The sequence below is a fragment of the Frateuria sp. sgz306004 genome, assembly GCF_057750885.1.
This window is the reverse complement of the sequence record NZ_JBYLFE010000005.1, coordinates 62541-78325: the sequence shown is the minus strand read 5'-3', so window position 1 is coordinate 78325 and position 15785 is coordinate 62541. Positions and strand designations below refer to the sequence as shown.

The window sequence follows — 15785 nt, the reverse complement described above, 5'->3', positions numbered from 1 at the left end:
GCGCGTGGCCAGCCGGCCCAGGCGGCGACGTATGGAAAAAGCGTGCTCCAGGCGATGTGAAACCACGCCCCCGGTCCGGTAGACTTCGGGCTTAACCAAGCGCCTTTCGGGCAAGGAAGGCGCTGTGACTGGCTCTGAACGGATCATCATGCGAGTTCTGGTTTCAAACGACGATGGCGTGGATGCACCGGGCATCCGCGTGCTCGCCGAGCGCCTTGGCGCGGTCGGCCAGGTGACAGTGGTAGCACCCGACCGCGACCGCTCCGGCGCCAGCAATTCCCTTACGCTCGACGCCCCCATTCGCGCGCTGCGCATGGACAACGGTTACTACCGCGTTGCCGGCACGCCGACCGATTGCGTGCATCTTGCGCTTGCCGGCCTGCTCGATCACGAACCCGACATCGTGGTGTCGGGCATCAACAACGCCGCCAACCTGGGCGACGATGTGATCTACTCCGGCACCGTATCGGCCGCCATGGAAGGGCGCTTTCTCGGCTTTCCCGCCATCGCCGTATCGCTGGTGAGCACCGACCACAAGGGCGTTCACTACGACTCGGCCGCCAATGCTGTGCTGCTGCTCATGCAGCGCCTGCTGGTGGATTCGCTGCCGGCCGACACCATCCTCAACGTCAACGTGCCCGATCGTCCGTGGGAGGAAATCCGCGGCTTCGAGGTCACGCGCCTTGGCAAGCGCCATCGCTCGGCACCGTGCATCAAGCAGACCGATCCGCGCGGCAAGACCATCTGGTGGATCGGCCCGGCGGGCGATGTGGACGACGCCGGCCCCGGTACCGATTTCGACGCCGTGCGTCGTGGCTTCGTTTCGGTGACGCCCATCCATGTCGACCTCACGCGCTTCCAGGCGCTGGAAAAGGTCAGCAGTTGGGTCGGCGGCCTCAACGAAGGTCTTTCGGGCAAACCGCCGGCCGACGAGGCCGCGTGAGGTGAACGTGCATCCATTGCCTCCATCGGCACTGAAAGGCGAGGGCATGACCTCGCAGCGCGCGCGTGATCGCCTGGCCACCAAGCTTAAGGAAGAGGGCATTCGCGACCAGCGCGTGATCGACGTGCTACGCAACACGCCCCGTCACCATTTCATCGACCAGGCGCTGCATTCGCGCGCCTATGAGAACACCGCACTGCCCATCGGCCACGGCCAGACCATCTCCCAGCCCTGGGTGGTGGCGCGCATGACCGAGGCGCTGCTCGAATTCGGCGTGCCGCAGAAGGTGCTGGAGATCGGCACCGGTTCGGGCTACCAGGCCGTGGTGCTGGCGCAGCTGGTGCCGCAGGTGTTTACCGTCGAGCGCATCGAGGAACTGCTGCGCCAGGCGCGTCGCCGCTTCCGGCAGCTGGGCCTGACCAACATTCGCTCGCGCCATGACGACGGCAAGTTGGGCTGGCCCGACGAGGCGCCGTTCGACGCCATCATCCTTACCGCCGCTGGCGATGCCATTCCGCATGCCGTGCTCGACCAGTTGAGCCCCACGGGCGTGCTGGTGGCGCCGGTGGGTTCGCCGAGCAACCAGATGCTCATCCGCATGCGCGGCGACGGGCAGGGCGACTTTATCCAGGAAGAACTTGGCGCGGTGAGTTTCGTGCCATTGCTGGGCGGCATCGGTTGATGCGCCATCACACACAGGGAACTCGCTAAGCATGCGTTTGTTCGGACCGTTGTATGCGCGTGCACTCACGTGGGCGCGCCACCCCAGGGCTGTCTATTACCTGAGCTGCCTGAGCTTTTTCGAGGCCTTCATCTTTCCGATCATGCCGGAAGTGATGCTCGCGCCGATGATGCTGGGCAAGCGTCACAAGGCGTTTTTCTACGCCAACATCAGCCTGCTGTTCTCGCTCATCGGTTCGTTGGTGGGCTATGCGCTGGGTCACTGGGCCTTCCATGCGCTGTCGCCGCTGCTGGACAGCCTGCACCTGCTGGCGCCCATCGCCAAGGGCGTGGACAACCTGCGCATGCAGATGAACCAGCATTGGCTTGGCCTGCTGGTCGTGCTGGCGCTGGCTGCGCTGCAGCCGGTGGTGCCGATGAAGTTCGTGACGTGGGCGGCAGGCATCGTCGGCGTGCCGATCATCCCGTTCCTGGTATGCATGGCGGTGGGGCGCGGCAAGCGCGTGTGGCTGCTGGCACTGTTGATTCGCCTTTTCGGCGAGCGCGCCGAGCGCATCCTGCACAAGCACATCGAACGCATTGGCTGGGCGGCCGTGGTTATTTTGGTCGGATTGGCGGCGTGGTGGCTGCTGTCGCGCTGAACGTCGGCCGTCGGGTCGATGCCGATCGCGACGCCCACCGCATGAAAAACCGCGGAGGCCTCGTTATGCTGGCGAGCATGAATGGATATCTCCGCTCCCTAGCCCTGGTTTCCGCCACGGTGGCGCTTGCCGCGTGCGGCACGCAACGTTCGGTCGTGGTGCAGCCAGCCAGCGGCTCGTACGGCGGCAACGTGGTAACGCCGCAGTCGAGGCCCGCCCCCGGCGGTTCGTACCGCGTGATGAAGGGCGATACGCTCTATTCGATCGCCTTCCGCAACGGCGTGGATTTCCGCGACCTGGCTTCGTGGAACCACATCGATTCGCCGTACACCATCTGGCCTGGGCAGGAGCTCAAGCTCGGCCCGGCTGGCGGCAAGCCAGCCGCGGCGCCCGCGCGCAACATCACTGGCACGGTCGTGACCAATGCCAAGCCCGCCGTGCCGGCCCCGACCACCACGTCGGCACACGCCGCGCCGGCGAGTGTCGGCCAGGTAGCCGCTGCGCCAACGCCGAGCACATCCAGCGTGCAGGCCGCGGCGCCGGCTGCCGCATCGAGCGCCCCGGCGGTGGTGCCAGTGGCAGGCGCGCCGGTCGCTGCCGCCACCACACCGCCCCCGCCCCCACCCGCGCCGGCCGCCCCTGGCGCCACCCGCAACAATGGCGGCGTCTCGTGGCGCTGGCCGGCGGATGGCTCGCTGATCAAGCGCTTCCAGGCGGGCGATGCCATTCCTGGCATCGAGATCGCGGGCAAGTCCGGTGACCCGGTGCGTGCGGCCGCCGATGGCGTGGTGGTGTATAGCGGCAATGGCCTGGTGGGCTATGGCGAGTTGGTCATCGTCAAACACAACGACAGCTACTTGTCGGCCTATGGCCACAACAGCAAGCGCCTGGTGAAGGAAGGGCAGCGCGTGAGCGCCGGCCAGCAAATCGCCGAGATGGGCTCCACCGGCGCCTCGCGCGACGAGTTGCAGTTCCAGATCCGCAAGGACGGCAACCCGGTCGATCCCCTGGGTTACCTGCCTTCGCGCTAAGCGCATGGAGCACTCAAGCGAGAAACAAAAAGGGGCCCATCGGGCCCCTTTTTAGTACGCGGCTGCGACGCGTCGAACGGATCAGTCGGCTGGCAGGATGAACGCCGCGACCACGCGGCGGCTCTCCGCGGCCAGCAAATCGTAGGTGCGGGCCGCAGCGGCGTTGTCCATCACTTCCACGCCAATGCCCTTGCGTAGCAAGCCGGCCATGAAAGCCGCCGCCGGAAACACCTGGCGCTCGCCCGTGCCCAGAATCACCAGCTCGGGCTTGAGCTCCAGAATGGCGTCCACGTGCTCGGCCTGCAGCTCAGTCGACGCGGCCACCGGCCACCGTTCGACCGCACGATCGGGGGCCAGCAGAAAACTGGCCGTGAGTTCGCGATCCACCACCGTCACGCTGCGCGGACCCACGCGGCGCACGAACAGGTAGTTGCCAGGGCGGTCGAGCGACAGATCCATGGGCGCCTCAGCGCGGCAGGGCGAGCTTGGGCTCGTCCTCGTTGCGGCGGAACAGCACCACGATGTGGCCGATCTGCTGCACGCTTTCCGCGCCCGTGCCGTCGGTGAGGAAGTCGATCTGCTCCTGGCGCTCGTCCTTGTCGCCGCCGGACAGCTTCACCTTCACCAGCTCGTGATGGGAGAGGGCGAGGTCCAGTTCCTTGAGGACAGCCTCGGTAGCACCCTTGGCGCCGAGCAGGATGACAGGGTTCAAATCGTGGGCGAGGCTGCGTAGATAGCGGCGCTGCGAAGGGGAGAGGGCCATGCGTTCAGTCTTAAGTTCGCGGCAAAGAGACTGCTAAGGGTATCATGCGGCATCCCCCTACCTGCGTTCGTTGCCGACATGTCTCGCAGCAAGAGTAGTTCCCGCTGGCTGCGGGAGCATTTTGATGATGTTTATGTGAAGAAAGCCCAGGCCGAAGGCCTGCGCTCGCGTGCCGTGTTCAAGCTGGAGGAGCTGATCGACCGCGATCGCCTGCTCAAGCCGGGCATGCGCGTGGTGGACCTGGGCGCCGCCCCGGGTGGCTGGTCCCAACTGGTGCGCCAGCGCCTGGGCGACTCCGGCGCCGTGGTCGCCATGGATATCCTGCCCATGCAGGGTATTGCGGGCGTGGACTTCCTTCAGGGCGATTTTCGTGAAGAATCGGTCCTGCGTGAGCTGGAAAGCCGTCTGCAGGGCCAAAAGGTGGATCTTGTGCTCTCGGACATGGCCCCCAATATGAGTGGTGTAGCCCTGGCGGACCAGATCCGGGCGATGGACCTGGCCGAGCTGGCGCTGGATTTCAGCCGCCAATGGCTCAAGCCCGGTGGGTCGTTCCTGATCAAGTTGTTCCAGGGGACAGGCTTTGACGATTACTTACGCAGCTTGCGCGCGGACTTCACCCGCGTGACCATGCGTAAACCTAAGGCCTCCCGCGCACGTTCGCGGGAGGTGTATGCATTGGCCGTAGGTCGCAAGGCCTCCGGCGGGCAATCGGGCGAGAACCGTGCATGAATGAAATGGCGAAAAACCTGCTGCTCTGGCTGATCATCGCGGTGGTACTGCTCACCGTGTTCCAGAGCTTCAATCCGCATGGCGCGTCCTCCTCGGATCTGCCCTACAGCAGCTTCGTGCAGAGCGTGGACAACGGAAACGTGGCCTCGGCCACCATCAGTGCCGACCAGCCGGCCGCCATCAGCGGCAAGCTGAAGGACGGCAGCTCGTTCCGCACCGTGGCCCCTGTGCTCGGCTGGTCCACCAACTCGGTGGTCAAGCAGATGCAGGACAAGGGCGTGGAAGTACGCCAGGAGCCGTCCAACAACGGCCCGACCCTGCTTGGCCTGTTGCTCAACTGGCTACCCATCATCCTCATCGTCGGCGTGTTCATCTGGTTCATGCGCCAGATGCAGGCCGGTGCCGGCGGTCGTGGCGCCATGAGCTTTGGCCGCTCGCGCGCCAAGCTGCAGGGCGAGGATCAGATCAAGGTCAACTTCAGCGACGTCGCTGGCTGCGACGAAGCCAAGGAAGAAGTGGGCGAACTGGTCGAGTTCCTGCGCGACCCGGGCAAGTTCCAAAAGCTGGGCGGCAAGATCCCCCGCGGCGTGCTCATGGTGGGCCCGCCGGGTACCGGCAAGACCCTGCTGGCCAAGGCCATCGCGGGCGAAGCCAAGGTGCCGTTCTTCTCCATCTCCGGCTCCGACTTCGTTGAAATGTTCGTGGGCGTCGGCGCCAGCCGCGTGCGCGACATGTTCGAGCAGGCCAAGAAGCACGCCCCGTGCATCATCTTCATCGACGAAATCGATGCGGTTGGTCGCCATCGCGGCGCGGGCTTGGGCGGCGGCCACGACGAGCGTGAGCAGACCCTCAACCAGTTGCTGGTGGAAATGGACGGTTTCGAAGGCACCGAAGGTGTCATCGTCATCGCCGCCACCAACCGCCCGGACGTGCTCGACCCGGCGCTGCTGCGCCCGGGCCGTTTCGACCGCCAGGTGGTGGTGGGCCTGCCCGACGTGAAGGGTCGCGAACAGATCCTCAAGGTTCACCTGCGCCGCGTGCCTACCGCACCCGACGTGGACCCCATGACCATCGCGCGCGGCACGCCGGGCTTCTCCGGTGCTGACCTCGCCAACCTGGTCAACGAGGCAGCCCTGTTCGCCGCGCGCGAAAACGCGCGTGACGTGCGCATGAGCCACCTCGACAAGGCACGCGACAAGATCCTCATGGGCACCGAGCGCCGCTCGATGGCCATGAGCGAAGACGAGAAAAAGCTCACCGCCTATCACGAGGCCGGCCACGCCATCGTGGGCCGCCTGGTGCCCGAGCATGATCCCGTCTACAAGGTCACCATCATCCCGCGCGGTCGCGCGCTGGGCGTCACCATGTACCTGCCGGAAGGCGACAAGTACAGCATGAACCGCGTGGCCATCGAGTCGCAGCTGTGCTCGCTGTACGGCGGTCGCGTGGCCGAAGCGCTGATCTTCGGTGAGGACAAGGTCACCACCGGCGCCTCCAACGACATCGAGCGCGCCACCAAGATGGCCCGCAACATGGCCACCAAGTGGGGCCTGTCCGACAAGCTTGGCCCGATGACCTACGGCGAAGAAGAGGACGAAGTGTTCCTGGGTCGCGCCGTCACGCAGCACAAGAACGTCTCCAACGAAACCGCGCGCAAGATCGATGAAGAAGTGCGCGCCATTCTCGACCGCGCTTACTCGCGCACCAAGCAGTTGTTGACCGACAACATCGACAAGCTGCATGTGATGGCCGACGCGCTGCTGCAGTACGAAACCATCGACGCGCACCAGATCGATGACGTCATGGCTGGTCGCATTCCGGGCCCGCCGGCGGACTGGTCCAAGACCACCAACAGCGGACCCACGCCGCCGCCTCCGCCGCCGCGTGGCGACACCGGCGCCAAGGTGGGCGATCCGGCAACGCAGAGTCGCTACGCCGATCGTTGATTGCGCAGCGTAACTGGATAAAGGCGGCCCTCGGGCCGCCTTTGTTTTTGGGCGAACGGGTAGCGCGTGTGCATCGCAGCGCTGCCGGTGAAGGCGAGCGCTAGCTCAAAAGCGCGTGGAGACGCGCAACATGGCGGTATCTCCTTCATGCTGCGCTAGGTTCTTGCAGCACGCCTGCGCGGCACTGTGCAGCGCTCAGCCCGGCATCAGTCACTTCACATAAACATTTGTGAAATTTTTTGCCCGAAAGGTATGGCGCTGCGCGTAGCCGATGGCATAAACTATGCTGCTCGGGTGACGCGTTTTCATCGTCTTGCAGAAGCTTCTTCAGCAAACGATGAAAAAAATATGAAAAAAAGTATTGACGCGCCGGCCTCGAATCTGAATAATTCCGCTTCTCGCTTCGGCGCTTTCCACTAAGGTGGTTAAGCGACAAAGCAAAAAGTTTTGAAAACGCGCCCGTAGCTCAGTTGGATAGAGTACCAGGCTACGAACTTGGTGGTCGGGAGTTCGAATCTCTCCGGGCGCGCCAAATTTAGCAAGTCCAAGTGTCCGCACGACGACTTGCACCGCAAGGCAGTGAATCGCCAAACGGGCCGAACCTGTGTAGCAAGTTCGGTATGCTTTGATACGGATTGACTAGGCTACGCGTCACCCGTAGCATTTCAAGGCTTCAGCCCGAGACGGTTGAGGGTTCGAAATCGGGGTATAGCTCAGCCTGGTAGAGCGCCAGCTTTGGGAGCTGGAAGTCGTGGGTTCGAATCCCTCTGCCCCGACCAGCAGATGCTCATGCACAATGTGCACAAGCGCCTGTAGCTCAACCGGATAGAGCATCGGCCTTCTAAGCCGACGGTTGCAGGTTCGATTCCTGTCGGGCGCGCCAGTTCAAATTTGCGGTGGATGTAGCTCAGCTGGTTAGAGCATCGGATTGTGATTCCGAGGGTCGTGGGTTCGAGTCCCATCTTCCACCCCAGTTGAGCCGGTAAGTAAAAACAAGTTTTGGGCCGTTAGCTCAGCTGGTAGAGCAGTTGACTCTTAATCAATTGGTCCTAGGTTCGAATCCTAGACGGCCCACCAATTCAAAAAGGCACTTAGCGAAAGCTAAGTGCCTTTTTCTTTGCTTGAGATTTACCTGGCTTAGTTGGCTTAGTCAGCATCAGGGCTCTCGCGGACCGTTCATTGGAGGCCGTCGTTGATGCCATCCGTGCGCTGAACGATCGGAATGATCGCGGCGGGCATGTCCAGAATGCACCCTCTACTTCACGCTGCCCGCCGATGGGCGAAGGACTCATCGGCGCGCTGATCTTCGGCGCGCTCATCGTTGGTGGGATCGCAACGATCGTGTATCGGGTGCATGCCAGGAGCGAGAGCGTCGTCAGGCGGCGCTGAGGCTTGGCCTGCGTTGCAAACGCGCGTCGGCGGCGCGACGATGCGGCTCTCATGGATAAGGGGAGATCATGTATGGCTCATTGCCTTGCAATTGGCGGCTTGGTACTCAACACGCTTGGTGCGGCCGTGATTGCGGTGTGGTCCTTTAGCGGCCTCGATCTCCTCCCAGATGGGTCAGTGAATGTCGACGTCGAGAAAAACAAAAGGCGCTACAGGCTTCAGCAGTTGGTGCCATCCGGCTGGGTTCTGTTTCTGACTGGGTTCATTCTTCAGGCCGCAGCAATCTACCTTGAGTAAAGGCGAGCTGTACCGATAGCTAAGTGAACGATAGGGGCGGCACATTGGGCGCATTTGCCCTGGTGCGACGATGCGGTGGTACTTGGATCGGTGGGGGTGAGTGTATGGATTGTGACCCGCGGGCTGCGGCCACATTGCTGGCAGCGCAGGTGCAGGCTCACGCTGCAGTGACGCAAACTTGGATCGCGGCAATCCAGGCCGCACTGACGGTCGCTGCATTGATGATCGCCGTCCTCGTTCCTTTCTGCCAGGCGAAGAGAATCTCGACTCGGAAGGGTCGTGATCGCTTGATTGAGGGAAGAGAACTCGCGAACGTGATTCTTCCCGATCTTAGGGATTGGGCTCTTAGAGCGACCTTTTTGGCAGGGAGGGCCCGTGCCGACTCTCAGCGTGAGGTCTTTCTTGGTCATGGCGGGGTATTCCATGTCCCTCAATTCATCCAAGAGGGCATAGGTCGCCTTCACTTGCTGGGCGAATCCGCGCTGCCTTTACAGGACGCGATTCATCTGGCAAAGGGAAGTTCGTTTACGTGGTCGGAGTACGACGATACTGTCCTAGGAAATCTTGATGGCGATCTCGGACGCTACGCAATCCAGCGAGGCCACGAAGCTGTGTTCAGACTGAAAGGTCTCCTCCTTGTGGCTAGCGTTGGAATCGAATCGCTCTTTGGTGCGGGTGATGGTGGTCACAAGGGGCCCAAGATTGGGGAGCCCTGGCACTACACGCGGCTGGTCGGCGCCCATGTTGCTGACGATCGATTGAGTGTCCAGCAAAATAGGAGCGACAGGCGGTCCGATGCTGACCGGAGCACGGAGGTGGGCCCTGAGTAGCGCCCGATACATGCGCGATGTTGGCAATCACCGATTAGCGGCGCCCGCAGCCTTGGTTGTTGCGCAAGACAGCGTGCAATTGAAATTTTTGAAGGCGCGGTTGCATATTGGATGCCTTGGCCAGCGCCAAGACGCCAAGGCGAAGGGCGCTGAGCAACTCCGGTGCCGCAGTGATCAGGCGGGCGTTTCGGAATGCCTCACCCCAGGGGGCGCCGTTCGCATGGACCCGGTGAAGATCACGCTGAACGGCAATCAGCACACCCCGTCCATCAGGTGCCTGAACGCTATCGGCACCGCCGTGCACTGCAACGAAAATCCTGCCTAGATACTGCGCGTTGTCCGCGTTGAAGTGCTTGCTACTAGGTGACACGCCACGTACGAGGCAGTTGACGAGGTAGTACGCGTCGCTTTTCGAACAAATGCCAGTACGTCGCTGGTGCCCTGGGACCTGTAGGTGGGTTCGGAAATCATGAAGCACTTACGGCCAACGCGATCTGGATGGCTATTACTAAGCGAGACTATTGGACGCGGCTCATCGCGGAGAAGCACGCCGAATAGTGCGATGCGCTGCGATTCGCGTCAGTCGCCGATCACTTCCGCTACCGTTACGGCTACGGCGAACAATCGTTCGTCAGAGCTCATGGCTACAAAGGTGGAGGGGCGGCCAGTTGCGCGGGCTTGGGGGCAAGAACGCAACCGTGGTGGCCGCCCCTCCATAGGGCCTGGCAGTGGGCCACTACATGTCGGCAGGCGCGTCTATAACTTTAGGCCGGCGTGATTCGCATGCATGCGATTCACGGCGTCGCAGTAGCATGTGTCCATGGCAGTGGCGACTCTTTTCCTGTCGTGGCGACCGTCCCGTTACTTGCAGCTTGGGGCGCCCGGCCTTCCTGTGGCCTTATCGCACCGATGCTGCGGCGTGAATGGCGCCGCCGGCGTTGCGCCACGTAGAGACCGAATGCAAGTTGTTGCGTTTCAGGTGGCAAGGGCGAGTGTGCCGTCGATGGTGCGCGGCAACGTGGCCGCAGGTGAGATATGGCCCGCACCTTGCTCGCGTTGATGGTTCCTGAGGCCGAGCCGGTCGTGGGCAGCTTTCGGGACGAGTACGACCCCTCGGCACGTCGCGGGCTGGGTGCGCATATCACGCTCATTTACCCCTTTCTCGATAGCCAGCTCATCACGCACGGGGTGCGGGTGCGCTTGCAGCGAACCATCGCGGAATGTCCTGCCGCCATGTTTCGGCTGGCGCAGGTGCACACGTTTCCGTCGGTGGTGTGGTTGGCGCCGGAGCCCGTGCGACATATCGCTGGCCTGGTGAGCGCGCTCGAGCGCGCCTTCCCCGAGGCGCCTGCCGGCGGCGGTGCCTTTCCCGACTATGTGGCGCACCTTACCGCCGCGCGGAACGTGCGCGATCAGGAGAAGGAGGTGGTCGCCAATGAGCTGCGCGCGCGCTTGGCAGACCACGGCCCGGTGTATTGCTGGTGCGAACAGGTGACGTTGTTGGTGAATGAGGAGCGCCGTTGGCGGCCGGTGGCGCAGTTCGATCTGTTGTCGTGAACGGCTCACCAGCGTCCTTAGGGACGGCCTGATTAAACGACATTCTGCTCGTCATTCCTGCGAAAGCAGGAATCCAGTGTGTTTTACCTTCAAGTATTTACAGGCTTTGGATGACCAGCCCTTCGCCTGTTGAAAGGCGCTTCCAGCTTTCGCTGGGATGACGATCAAAATCAGAGCATGCCTAGGCTGTGGCGTTTAAGGCGAGGCCGCGAGCGCCTGCATCGGGAAGAAATGACGGGATGACGGCGCCGATGGAGAAGACGTTGCCCTTGATGGTGCCGTAAGACATGCGACCGCTCGCGCTGCTATAGGTGCTGGTGCCGTCGCGTATTGCCTGCTCGCTCTTTTGGAACACGAGGAAATCCAGCGCCGAATTGACTGGGCGATGAAAGTCGATCGTGGCGCCGTTGGCGGTGACGTAACGTCCATGGGGATCCATCGCTTGCAGCATCGCGTGACTGGCGTTCTGGAACATACCCATAAAGTTGAACGAGCGATCGGCAAGCGTCGAGAGCTGGTCCGCGTCGGATGCGCTCACCGGTTGCCCGGTGGCGCCGGCAAACAGGGCATAGCTGTTGACCGCATCGTCGTGGAAGGTTTTCACGGCATCGACGAGTGACGAGTTCGCGTTGAGGGTTTGCTCCAGCCAGGCCTTGTCCTGGTCGCTAAGCGATACGGATATGACCTTGATCGCGCCGTGATTCGATTGAAAGTCGAAACTCGACAGCGCGAGATCGGGCCGGTCTTCGACCACCTTGCGCATGCTCGCCGTGAGTGCGTCCACGACGGATTGGAGATCGCTGGCCAACTTGCCTTGCAACGCCATGGCTTTGTTCGCCTGCGCCACGGCAGGGTTGTCGGCGAGCGATGGCGTCGGTTGCAGCGTAAGTGGTGAGGCGCTCGTGTTAGGCGTGGCCTGTTGGTTCGGCGGCGTAGGCGACATGGCAACGGGGGATGCCGCTGCGGTGAGGGTGCCGGCAGCGATGGCGAGTGACATGGCAAATCCTTTGCGTCCCAGGGCTCAAGGGTTATCGACCGGAGAGGCGGGTATTTGAGTAGGTCGCTACCGATATTGACGCGGGATTGACGTGGCGCAGTAACGGGCGCCTCCAGAAAAGCATGATGCGCTGGTCTTGGTAAGCGTTGGTGACGTGTATGGACACATGTGGCACAAACGATACGCATGAGGATGGTTGCGCCTACGCGCAGCCGTTCGAGCATCTTTTCTACCCCGTCACCGAGTGGCTGGTGTGCCTGAGGCCCACCGGGGAGTGCGTAGGCATCTGCGCTTCCAGAGACGAGGCCGAGCGAATGGCGGACGAGCTCAATTCACGGAGGCTGCGTGCATCGCATGAGCCTGAGGAAGATGCTCCGTTCTGAAGAGTCGGGGGCAGGTATCGAGGGGCGCCTTCATAGGCTGATGGCCATAGAGCGTTCGTGAGTTTGCTCCGGCGCCAGCCTGCCTCGATAGTGCAGGGCGAGACCTGGCGGGCATCACGGGCATGCCCCTGGCAAGGTGACCTATCGGTATGGGGGCGGTATGGAAAGTCGTTCGACGATCCAGGGCATCGTGGAGCAGGCGTCGAATTGGCCGGGTATTCGCGGCATGTTGCGCGCCAATTATGAGCGACGCTTTCGTGCGCATGACTCGACCATGCGCAACCTGTATCGCGGGGTGTTCCCCACCTTTGCCGAGGCGCAGGCCAGCATTCCCACCGATTTGCTGCAGGGCTACGACAACGCGGCATCCGCCGCCTTCTATCGCGAACGCACGCGACGGGTGTTCCTCAACGACTACCCGATGATGTGGTGGCTTTCGCGGCTGTTCGAATCCGGACAAACATCGGTATTCGATCTGGGCGGCCACATCGGCATCGCGTACTACGCGTATCAGCGCTATTTCCGTTATCCGGAGAGCGTGCGCTGGCGTGTGATGGATGTGCCGGCCGTGATGGAGGCGGGCGCGGCCTGGGCCGAAAAGAACGACGCATTGCATCGCCTGGCATTCACCTCTCGGTCGGAAGACGCCGCTCAGGCCGATGTGTTCTTTGCGGCGGGTTCGTTGCAGTACCTCGATTACTCGTTGGCCCAGATGCTCGGCAGCCTGGAGCGTCGCCCGGCGCATCTGTTGCTCAACTCTGTGCCGATCCACATGACGGTGTCGTACTTTACGGTGCAGAACACCGGCGTCTCCTGCTGCCCCTACCGCGTGACGGCCGAGCGCGAATTTATCGATGGCCTGCGCGAGTTGGGCTACGTGGTGCGCGACCGCTGGGAGAACACCGATCGGCGCTGCGATATTCCGTTCTATCCCGCGCACTCGCTGGATCGCTATTTCGGTTTCTACCTGAGCCGCGAAGCCTGAGTAACGCGCGATCGCGCGCGTTGATCCGATCACGGCATGCGCCAGGGCGGCATTACGTTTCCGTGCTTCGCGAAGCCTTGCTCGGCGCCGTTCGCTAGGCGCCATGGCGCCCGTGTTCGCCCGCTGACGCGCCCCATCGGCCAAACGGCCTAACTCAACCGCAGTGGCTCCACGGCCCCGGCGCGCCCGTCAACGACAGGGGATGTAGGGCGTCAGCCCCGGCTAGGCCGTCTGGCTGCTAGAGACGAAGCCCCGCTCGCGCAACGCTGACGTCGGGCTGTAGCTTGCGCCGGGCGCTCGTCCATGTGCGGCAAGTTATAGCTCCAATGGCTTTGTCAAGGTCGAATTTCGTTTCGATATACTCATTCGTGACGCAGTTCACACTTTTGAACCAGGGGGCGGCCATGAAGAGTCTTCGTCAGCTTCTCGTACTGTGTGCGGTGCTGTTGCTCAGCGCCTGCGCGACCGGTGGCGGGTCCACCGAAGCACCAAAAATCGACCCACAGGCCCAGGCGGTGACGACATACCGCATCGGTGTGGACGATCAGCTGCAGATCACCGTATGGCACAACCCCGATCTGAGCGTGAGCGTGCCAGTACGTCCCGACGGCAAGATCACCGTGCCCCTGATTGGTGACGTGGTGGCGGGCGGCAAAACGCCGGAGGAAGTGGCCGGCGAGATCAAAGACAAGTTGCAAGCCTACGTGCGCGACCCGCAGGTGGCGGTGATCCTCACCGAGCTGCGCAGCCACGAATACCTCTCGCGCGTGCGCGTTACCGGCGCCGTCCGTTCTCCCGTATCCATTCCGTATCGACAGGGCATGACCGTGCTCGATGCAGTGCTCGCCGCCGGCGGCACGACCGAGTTCGCCGCGCCCGATCGCACCGAGCTATACCGCAAAGGCCGTGATGGCGTGACCACGCCATACGCCGTGCGGCTGGACAAGGTGCTGCAACAAGGGGATCTGGCCACCAATTATCCGGTGCAGCCAGGTGATGTGGTGACCGTGCCGTTGCGGGCGTTCTGACGCCCCGCGTGATCCACGGAAGCGGATCGAGGATCGACCTATGAGTGGTGAACTCACACCGTTTGCGAGCTTGGTGCCGGCGCTATTGAGCGAAGCGCGTCGCCGGCGGGTGACCATGGGCGTGCTGTTCGCGTTTATCGCGCTGGCGGCGTTGGTGGTTGGTTCGCTGTGGCCCAAGAAGTACGAAGCCTCCACCACCATCATCGCGCAAGAGAGCAACATCATCTCGCCGTTGATGGAGGGGGCGGCGGCGGCCACGGCCAACAAGAACCGCGCCAGCATCGCCCGCGACGTGATCTTCAGCAGCAAGGTGATGGACCAGATTATGGTGGTCGGTGGCTGGGCGGCGACGCATCCCTCGGCCATCCAGCAAGATCGCATCGTGGAAGGCATCAAGTCGCGCACCAAGGTACAGATGGAGCGCGACAACCTCATCACCATCAGCTACGCCGACTCCGACCCGCGACGCACCTACGAGGTGACCCGTGCCTTCGCGCAGTTGTTCATCAGCGAGAGCCTGGCCTCCAAGCAGCGCGAAAGCCGCGAGGCGTACGAGTTCATCAACAGTCAGGTAGAGGCTTACCGCGCCAAGCTCACCGACGCCGAGAACAAGCTCAAGTCGTACCGCGACGCCAACGATGATGCGCGCCCCGGTAGCGAAACCGACACCAACGCCCGCATCAGCCAGTTGCGCAGCCAGATCGAACAGGCGCGCATGGATTTGATGGAGCGCCGCTCGCAGGAGGGCTCCTTGTCCTCGCAGCTCACCGGCGAGTCGGAGGTGAGCACAGTGCAAACGGTCGACGGTGTCTACCAGACGCAGATGGCCGACTTGCAGGCGCAGTTGGACAAACTCCTGCTGACCTACACCGAGGAATACCCGGATGTGATCCGCATTCGTCATCAGATGCAGGATCTTCGTCAGCAGATGGCCCAGGAAGATCAGCGCAAGGCAGCTGCCCAGCTCTCCGGCGCGCCTATGTCGTTGGACAGCCACGTGCAGTTCAACCCGGCTTACCAGCAGATCAAGACGCAGTTGGCGAGCACGCGAGCCTCTACGGCCGCGGCGGCGGCACGGCTTTCCGCCAGCGAATCGGCCCTGCAAACGGAGCTGCAGCGTAGTGCGCGCATCGCCAGTTCCGAGAACGTGGTGGCCGAGCTTACGCGCGACTACAACGTCAACCGCGACGTCTACCAGGATCTCCTCAAGCGCCGCGAAAACGCACGCGTCTCCATGAACCTGGACGCCGAACAGCGGGGGCTTACCTTCCTCATCCAGAACCCGGCAGTCATGCCGCTGATGCCTTCGGGCCTGCGTTTCATGCACTTCAGCATTGCCGGCATTGCACTCGCGCTGGCGGTGCCGCTTGGCCTGTTGTTCGGCCTGGTGCGACTGGACCCGCGCGTGCGTTCGGTGGAGCGGCTGGAGCAGGCGACTGGCCTGGCCGTGATGGCATCCATTCCGTTTTATCCCACGCCCGATGATCGGCGCCGCGATCGTCGGCACAACCTGTTCCTGCTGGCCACGCTGGCGGGCATCGCGGCGGTGTATCTGGCCATGGCGTGGCTGAGGGTGAAGGGATGA

Annotated in this window: 16 protein-coding genes and 5 tRNA genes; 18 read left to right on the top strand and 3 right to left on the bottom strand. The window is 62.7% G+C overall.

Annotated elements, in window-relative coordinates; genetic code table 11:
• Positions 1–148 precede the first annotated feature (148 nt).
• From surE to AC3G2C_RS11715, 4 genes are all read left to right on the top strand, one after another.
• Entirely contained in the window at positions 149–943 is a 795-nt protein-coding gene (gene surE, locus AC3G2C_RS11730; RefSeq protein WP_488384790.1) for a 5'/3'-nucleotidase SurE, read from the top strand.
• 46 nt (positions 944–989) lie between these two features.
• Positions 990–1625: a protein-L-isoaspartate(D-aspartate) O-methyltransferase gene (locus tag AC3G2C_RS11725; RefSeq protein WP_488384789.1), complete on the top strand. Its 636-nt coding sequence runs from the start codon at positions 990–992 to the stop codon at positions 1623–1625.
• A 31-nt stretch (positions 1626–1656) separates the two neighbouring features.
• Positions 1657–2265 carry a YqaA family protein gene (locus AC3G2C_RS11720; protein ID WP_488384788.1) on the top strand — a complete coding sequence of 203 codons (609 nt, stop codon included), beginning with the start codon at positions 1657–1659 and terminating at the stop codon, positions 2263–2265.
• A gap of 65 nt (positions 2266–2330) precedes the next feature.
• Entirely contained in the window at positions 2331–3296 is a 966-nt protein-coding gene (locus AC3G2C_RS11715) for a peptidoglycan DD-metalloendopeptidase family protein (RefSeq protein ID WP_488384787.1), read from the top strand.
• 81 nt (positions 3297–3377) lie between these two features.
• Here AC3G2C_RS11715 and AC3G2C_RS11710 read toward each other — a convergent pair whose 3' ends face one another.
• Together AC3G2C_RS11710 and yhbY are read right to left on the bottom strand one after the other, a co-directional pair.
• On the bottom strand, positions 3378–3755 hold the full coding sequence (locus tag AC3G2C_RS11710) for an Mth938-like domain-containing protein (RefSeq protein ID WP_488384786.1): 378 nt from the start codon (positions 3753–3755) through the stop codon (positions 3378–3380).
• A gap of 7 nt (positions 3756–3762) precedes the next feature.
• Complete coding sequence (gene yhbY, locus AC3G2C_RS11705) at positions 3763–4059, bottom strand: ribosome assembly RNA-binding protein YhbY (RefSeq protein ID WP_488384785.1); 297 nt, start codon at positions 4057–4059, stop codon at positions 3763–3765.
• Positions 4060–4137: 78 nt separating this feature from the next.
• On the opposite strand from yhbY, the gene rlmE reads away from it, so the two are divergent.
• The 11 genes from rlmE to AC3G2C_RS11650 all read left to right on the top strand — a co-directional run bounded on the left by rlmE (position 4138) and on the right by AC3G2C_RS11650 (position 10807).
• A complete protein-coding gene (gene rlmE / locus AC3G2C_RS11700; RefSeq protein WP_488384784.1) occupies positions 4138–4788 on the top strand; it encodes a 23S rRNA (uridine(2552)-2'-O)-methyltransferase RlmE in 651 nt (216 codons plus the stop codon).
• Positions 4785–6734, top strand: coding sequence for an ATP-dependent zinc metalloprotease FtsH (ftsH, locus tag AC3G2C_RS11695; protein WP_488384783.1), 1950 nt, complete (start codon positions 4785–4787; stop codon positions 6732–6734). The genes rlmE and ftsH overlap by 4 nt, the downstream gene beginning before the upstream one ends.
• 455 nt (positions 6735–7189) lie before the next feature.
• Positions 7190–7266 (top strand) — tRNA-Arg (locus AC3G2C_RS11690).
• 170 nt (positions 7267–7436) lie between these two features.
• Positions 7437–7513 (top strand) — tRNA-Pro (locus tag AC3G2C_RS11685).
• A gap of 27 nt (positions 7514–7540) precedes the next feature.
• A tRNA-Arg gene (locus tag AC3G2C_RS11680) sits at positions 7541–7617 on the top strand.
• A gap of 13 nt (positions 7618–7630) precedes the next feature.
• Positions 7631–7707: transfer RNA gene (locus AC3G2C_RS11675), tRNA-His, on the top strand.
• 28 nt (positions 7708–7735) lie between these two features.
• Positions 7736–7811, top strand: a tRNA-Lys gene (locus AC3G2C_RS11670).
• Positions 7812–7913: 102 nt separating this feature from the next.
• Positions 7914–8123: a hypothetical protein gene (locus AC3G2C_RS11665; RefSeq protein WP_488384782.1), complete on the top strand. Its 210-nt coding sequence runs from the start codon at positions 7914–7916 to the stop codon at positions 8121–8123.
• Positions 8124–8195: 72 nt separating this feature from the next.
• The gene (locus AC3G2C_RS11660; protein WP_488384781.1) at positions 8196–8420 is read left to right on the top strand and encodes a hypothetical protein; all 225 of its coding nucleotides are present in this window, start codon (positions 8196–8198) and stop codon (positions 8418–8420) included.
• Between the two features lie 840 nt (positions 8421–9260).
• A complete protein-coding gene (locus AC3G2C_RS11655) occupies positions 9261–9575 on the top strand; it encodes a hypothetical protein (protein WP_488384780.1) in 315 nt (104 codons plus the stop codon).
• A 710-nt stretch (positions 9576–10285) separates the two neighbouring features.
• Positions 10286–10807, top strand: a complete 522-nt coding sequence (locus AC3G2C_RS11650) for a 2'-5' RNA ligase family protein (RefSeq protein ID WP_488384779.1) — start codon at positions 10286–10288, stop codon at positions 10805–10807.
• A 181-nt stretch (positions 10808–10988) separates the two neighbouring features.
• Here the strand turns inward: AC3G2C_RS11650 and AC3G2C_RS11645 are convergent, their stop codons facing one another.
• Positions 10989–11804, bottom strand: coding sequence for a hypothetical protein (locus tag AC3G2C_RS11645; protein WP_488384778.1), 816 nt, complete (start codon positions 11802–11804; stop codon positions 10989–10991).
• 543 nt (positions 11805–12347) lie between these two features.
• Between AC3G2C_RS11645 and AC3G2C_RS11640 the strand changes: the two genes are divergently transcribed.
• The 3 genes from AC3G2C_RS11640 to AC3G2C_RS11630 all read left to right on the top strand — a co-directional run bounded on the left by AC3G2C_RS11640 (position 12348) and on the right by AC3G2C_RS11630 (position 15785).
• On the top strand, positions 12348–13172 hold the full coding sequence (locus tag AC3G2C_RS11640; RefSeq protein ID WP_488384777.1) for a methyltransferase, TIGR04325 family: 825 nt from the start codon (positions 12348–12350) through the stop codon (positions 13170–13172).
• A gap of 404 nt (positions 13173–13576) precedes the next feature.
• Entirely contained in the window at positions 13577–14200 is a 624-nt protein-coding gene (locus tag AC3G2C_RS11635; RefSeq protein WP_488384776.1) for an XrtA/PEP-CTERM system exopolysaccharide export protein, read from the top strand.
• Between the two features lie 40 nt (positions 14201–14240).
• A complete protein-coding gene (locus AC3G2C_RS11630; protein WP_488384775.1) occupies positions 14241–15785 on the top strand; it encodes an XrtA system polysaccharide chain length determinant in 1545 nt (514 codons plus the stop codon).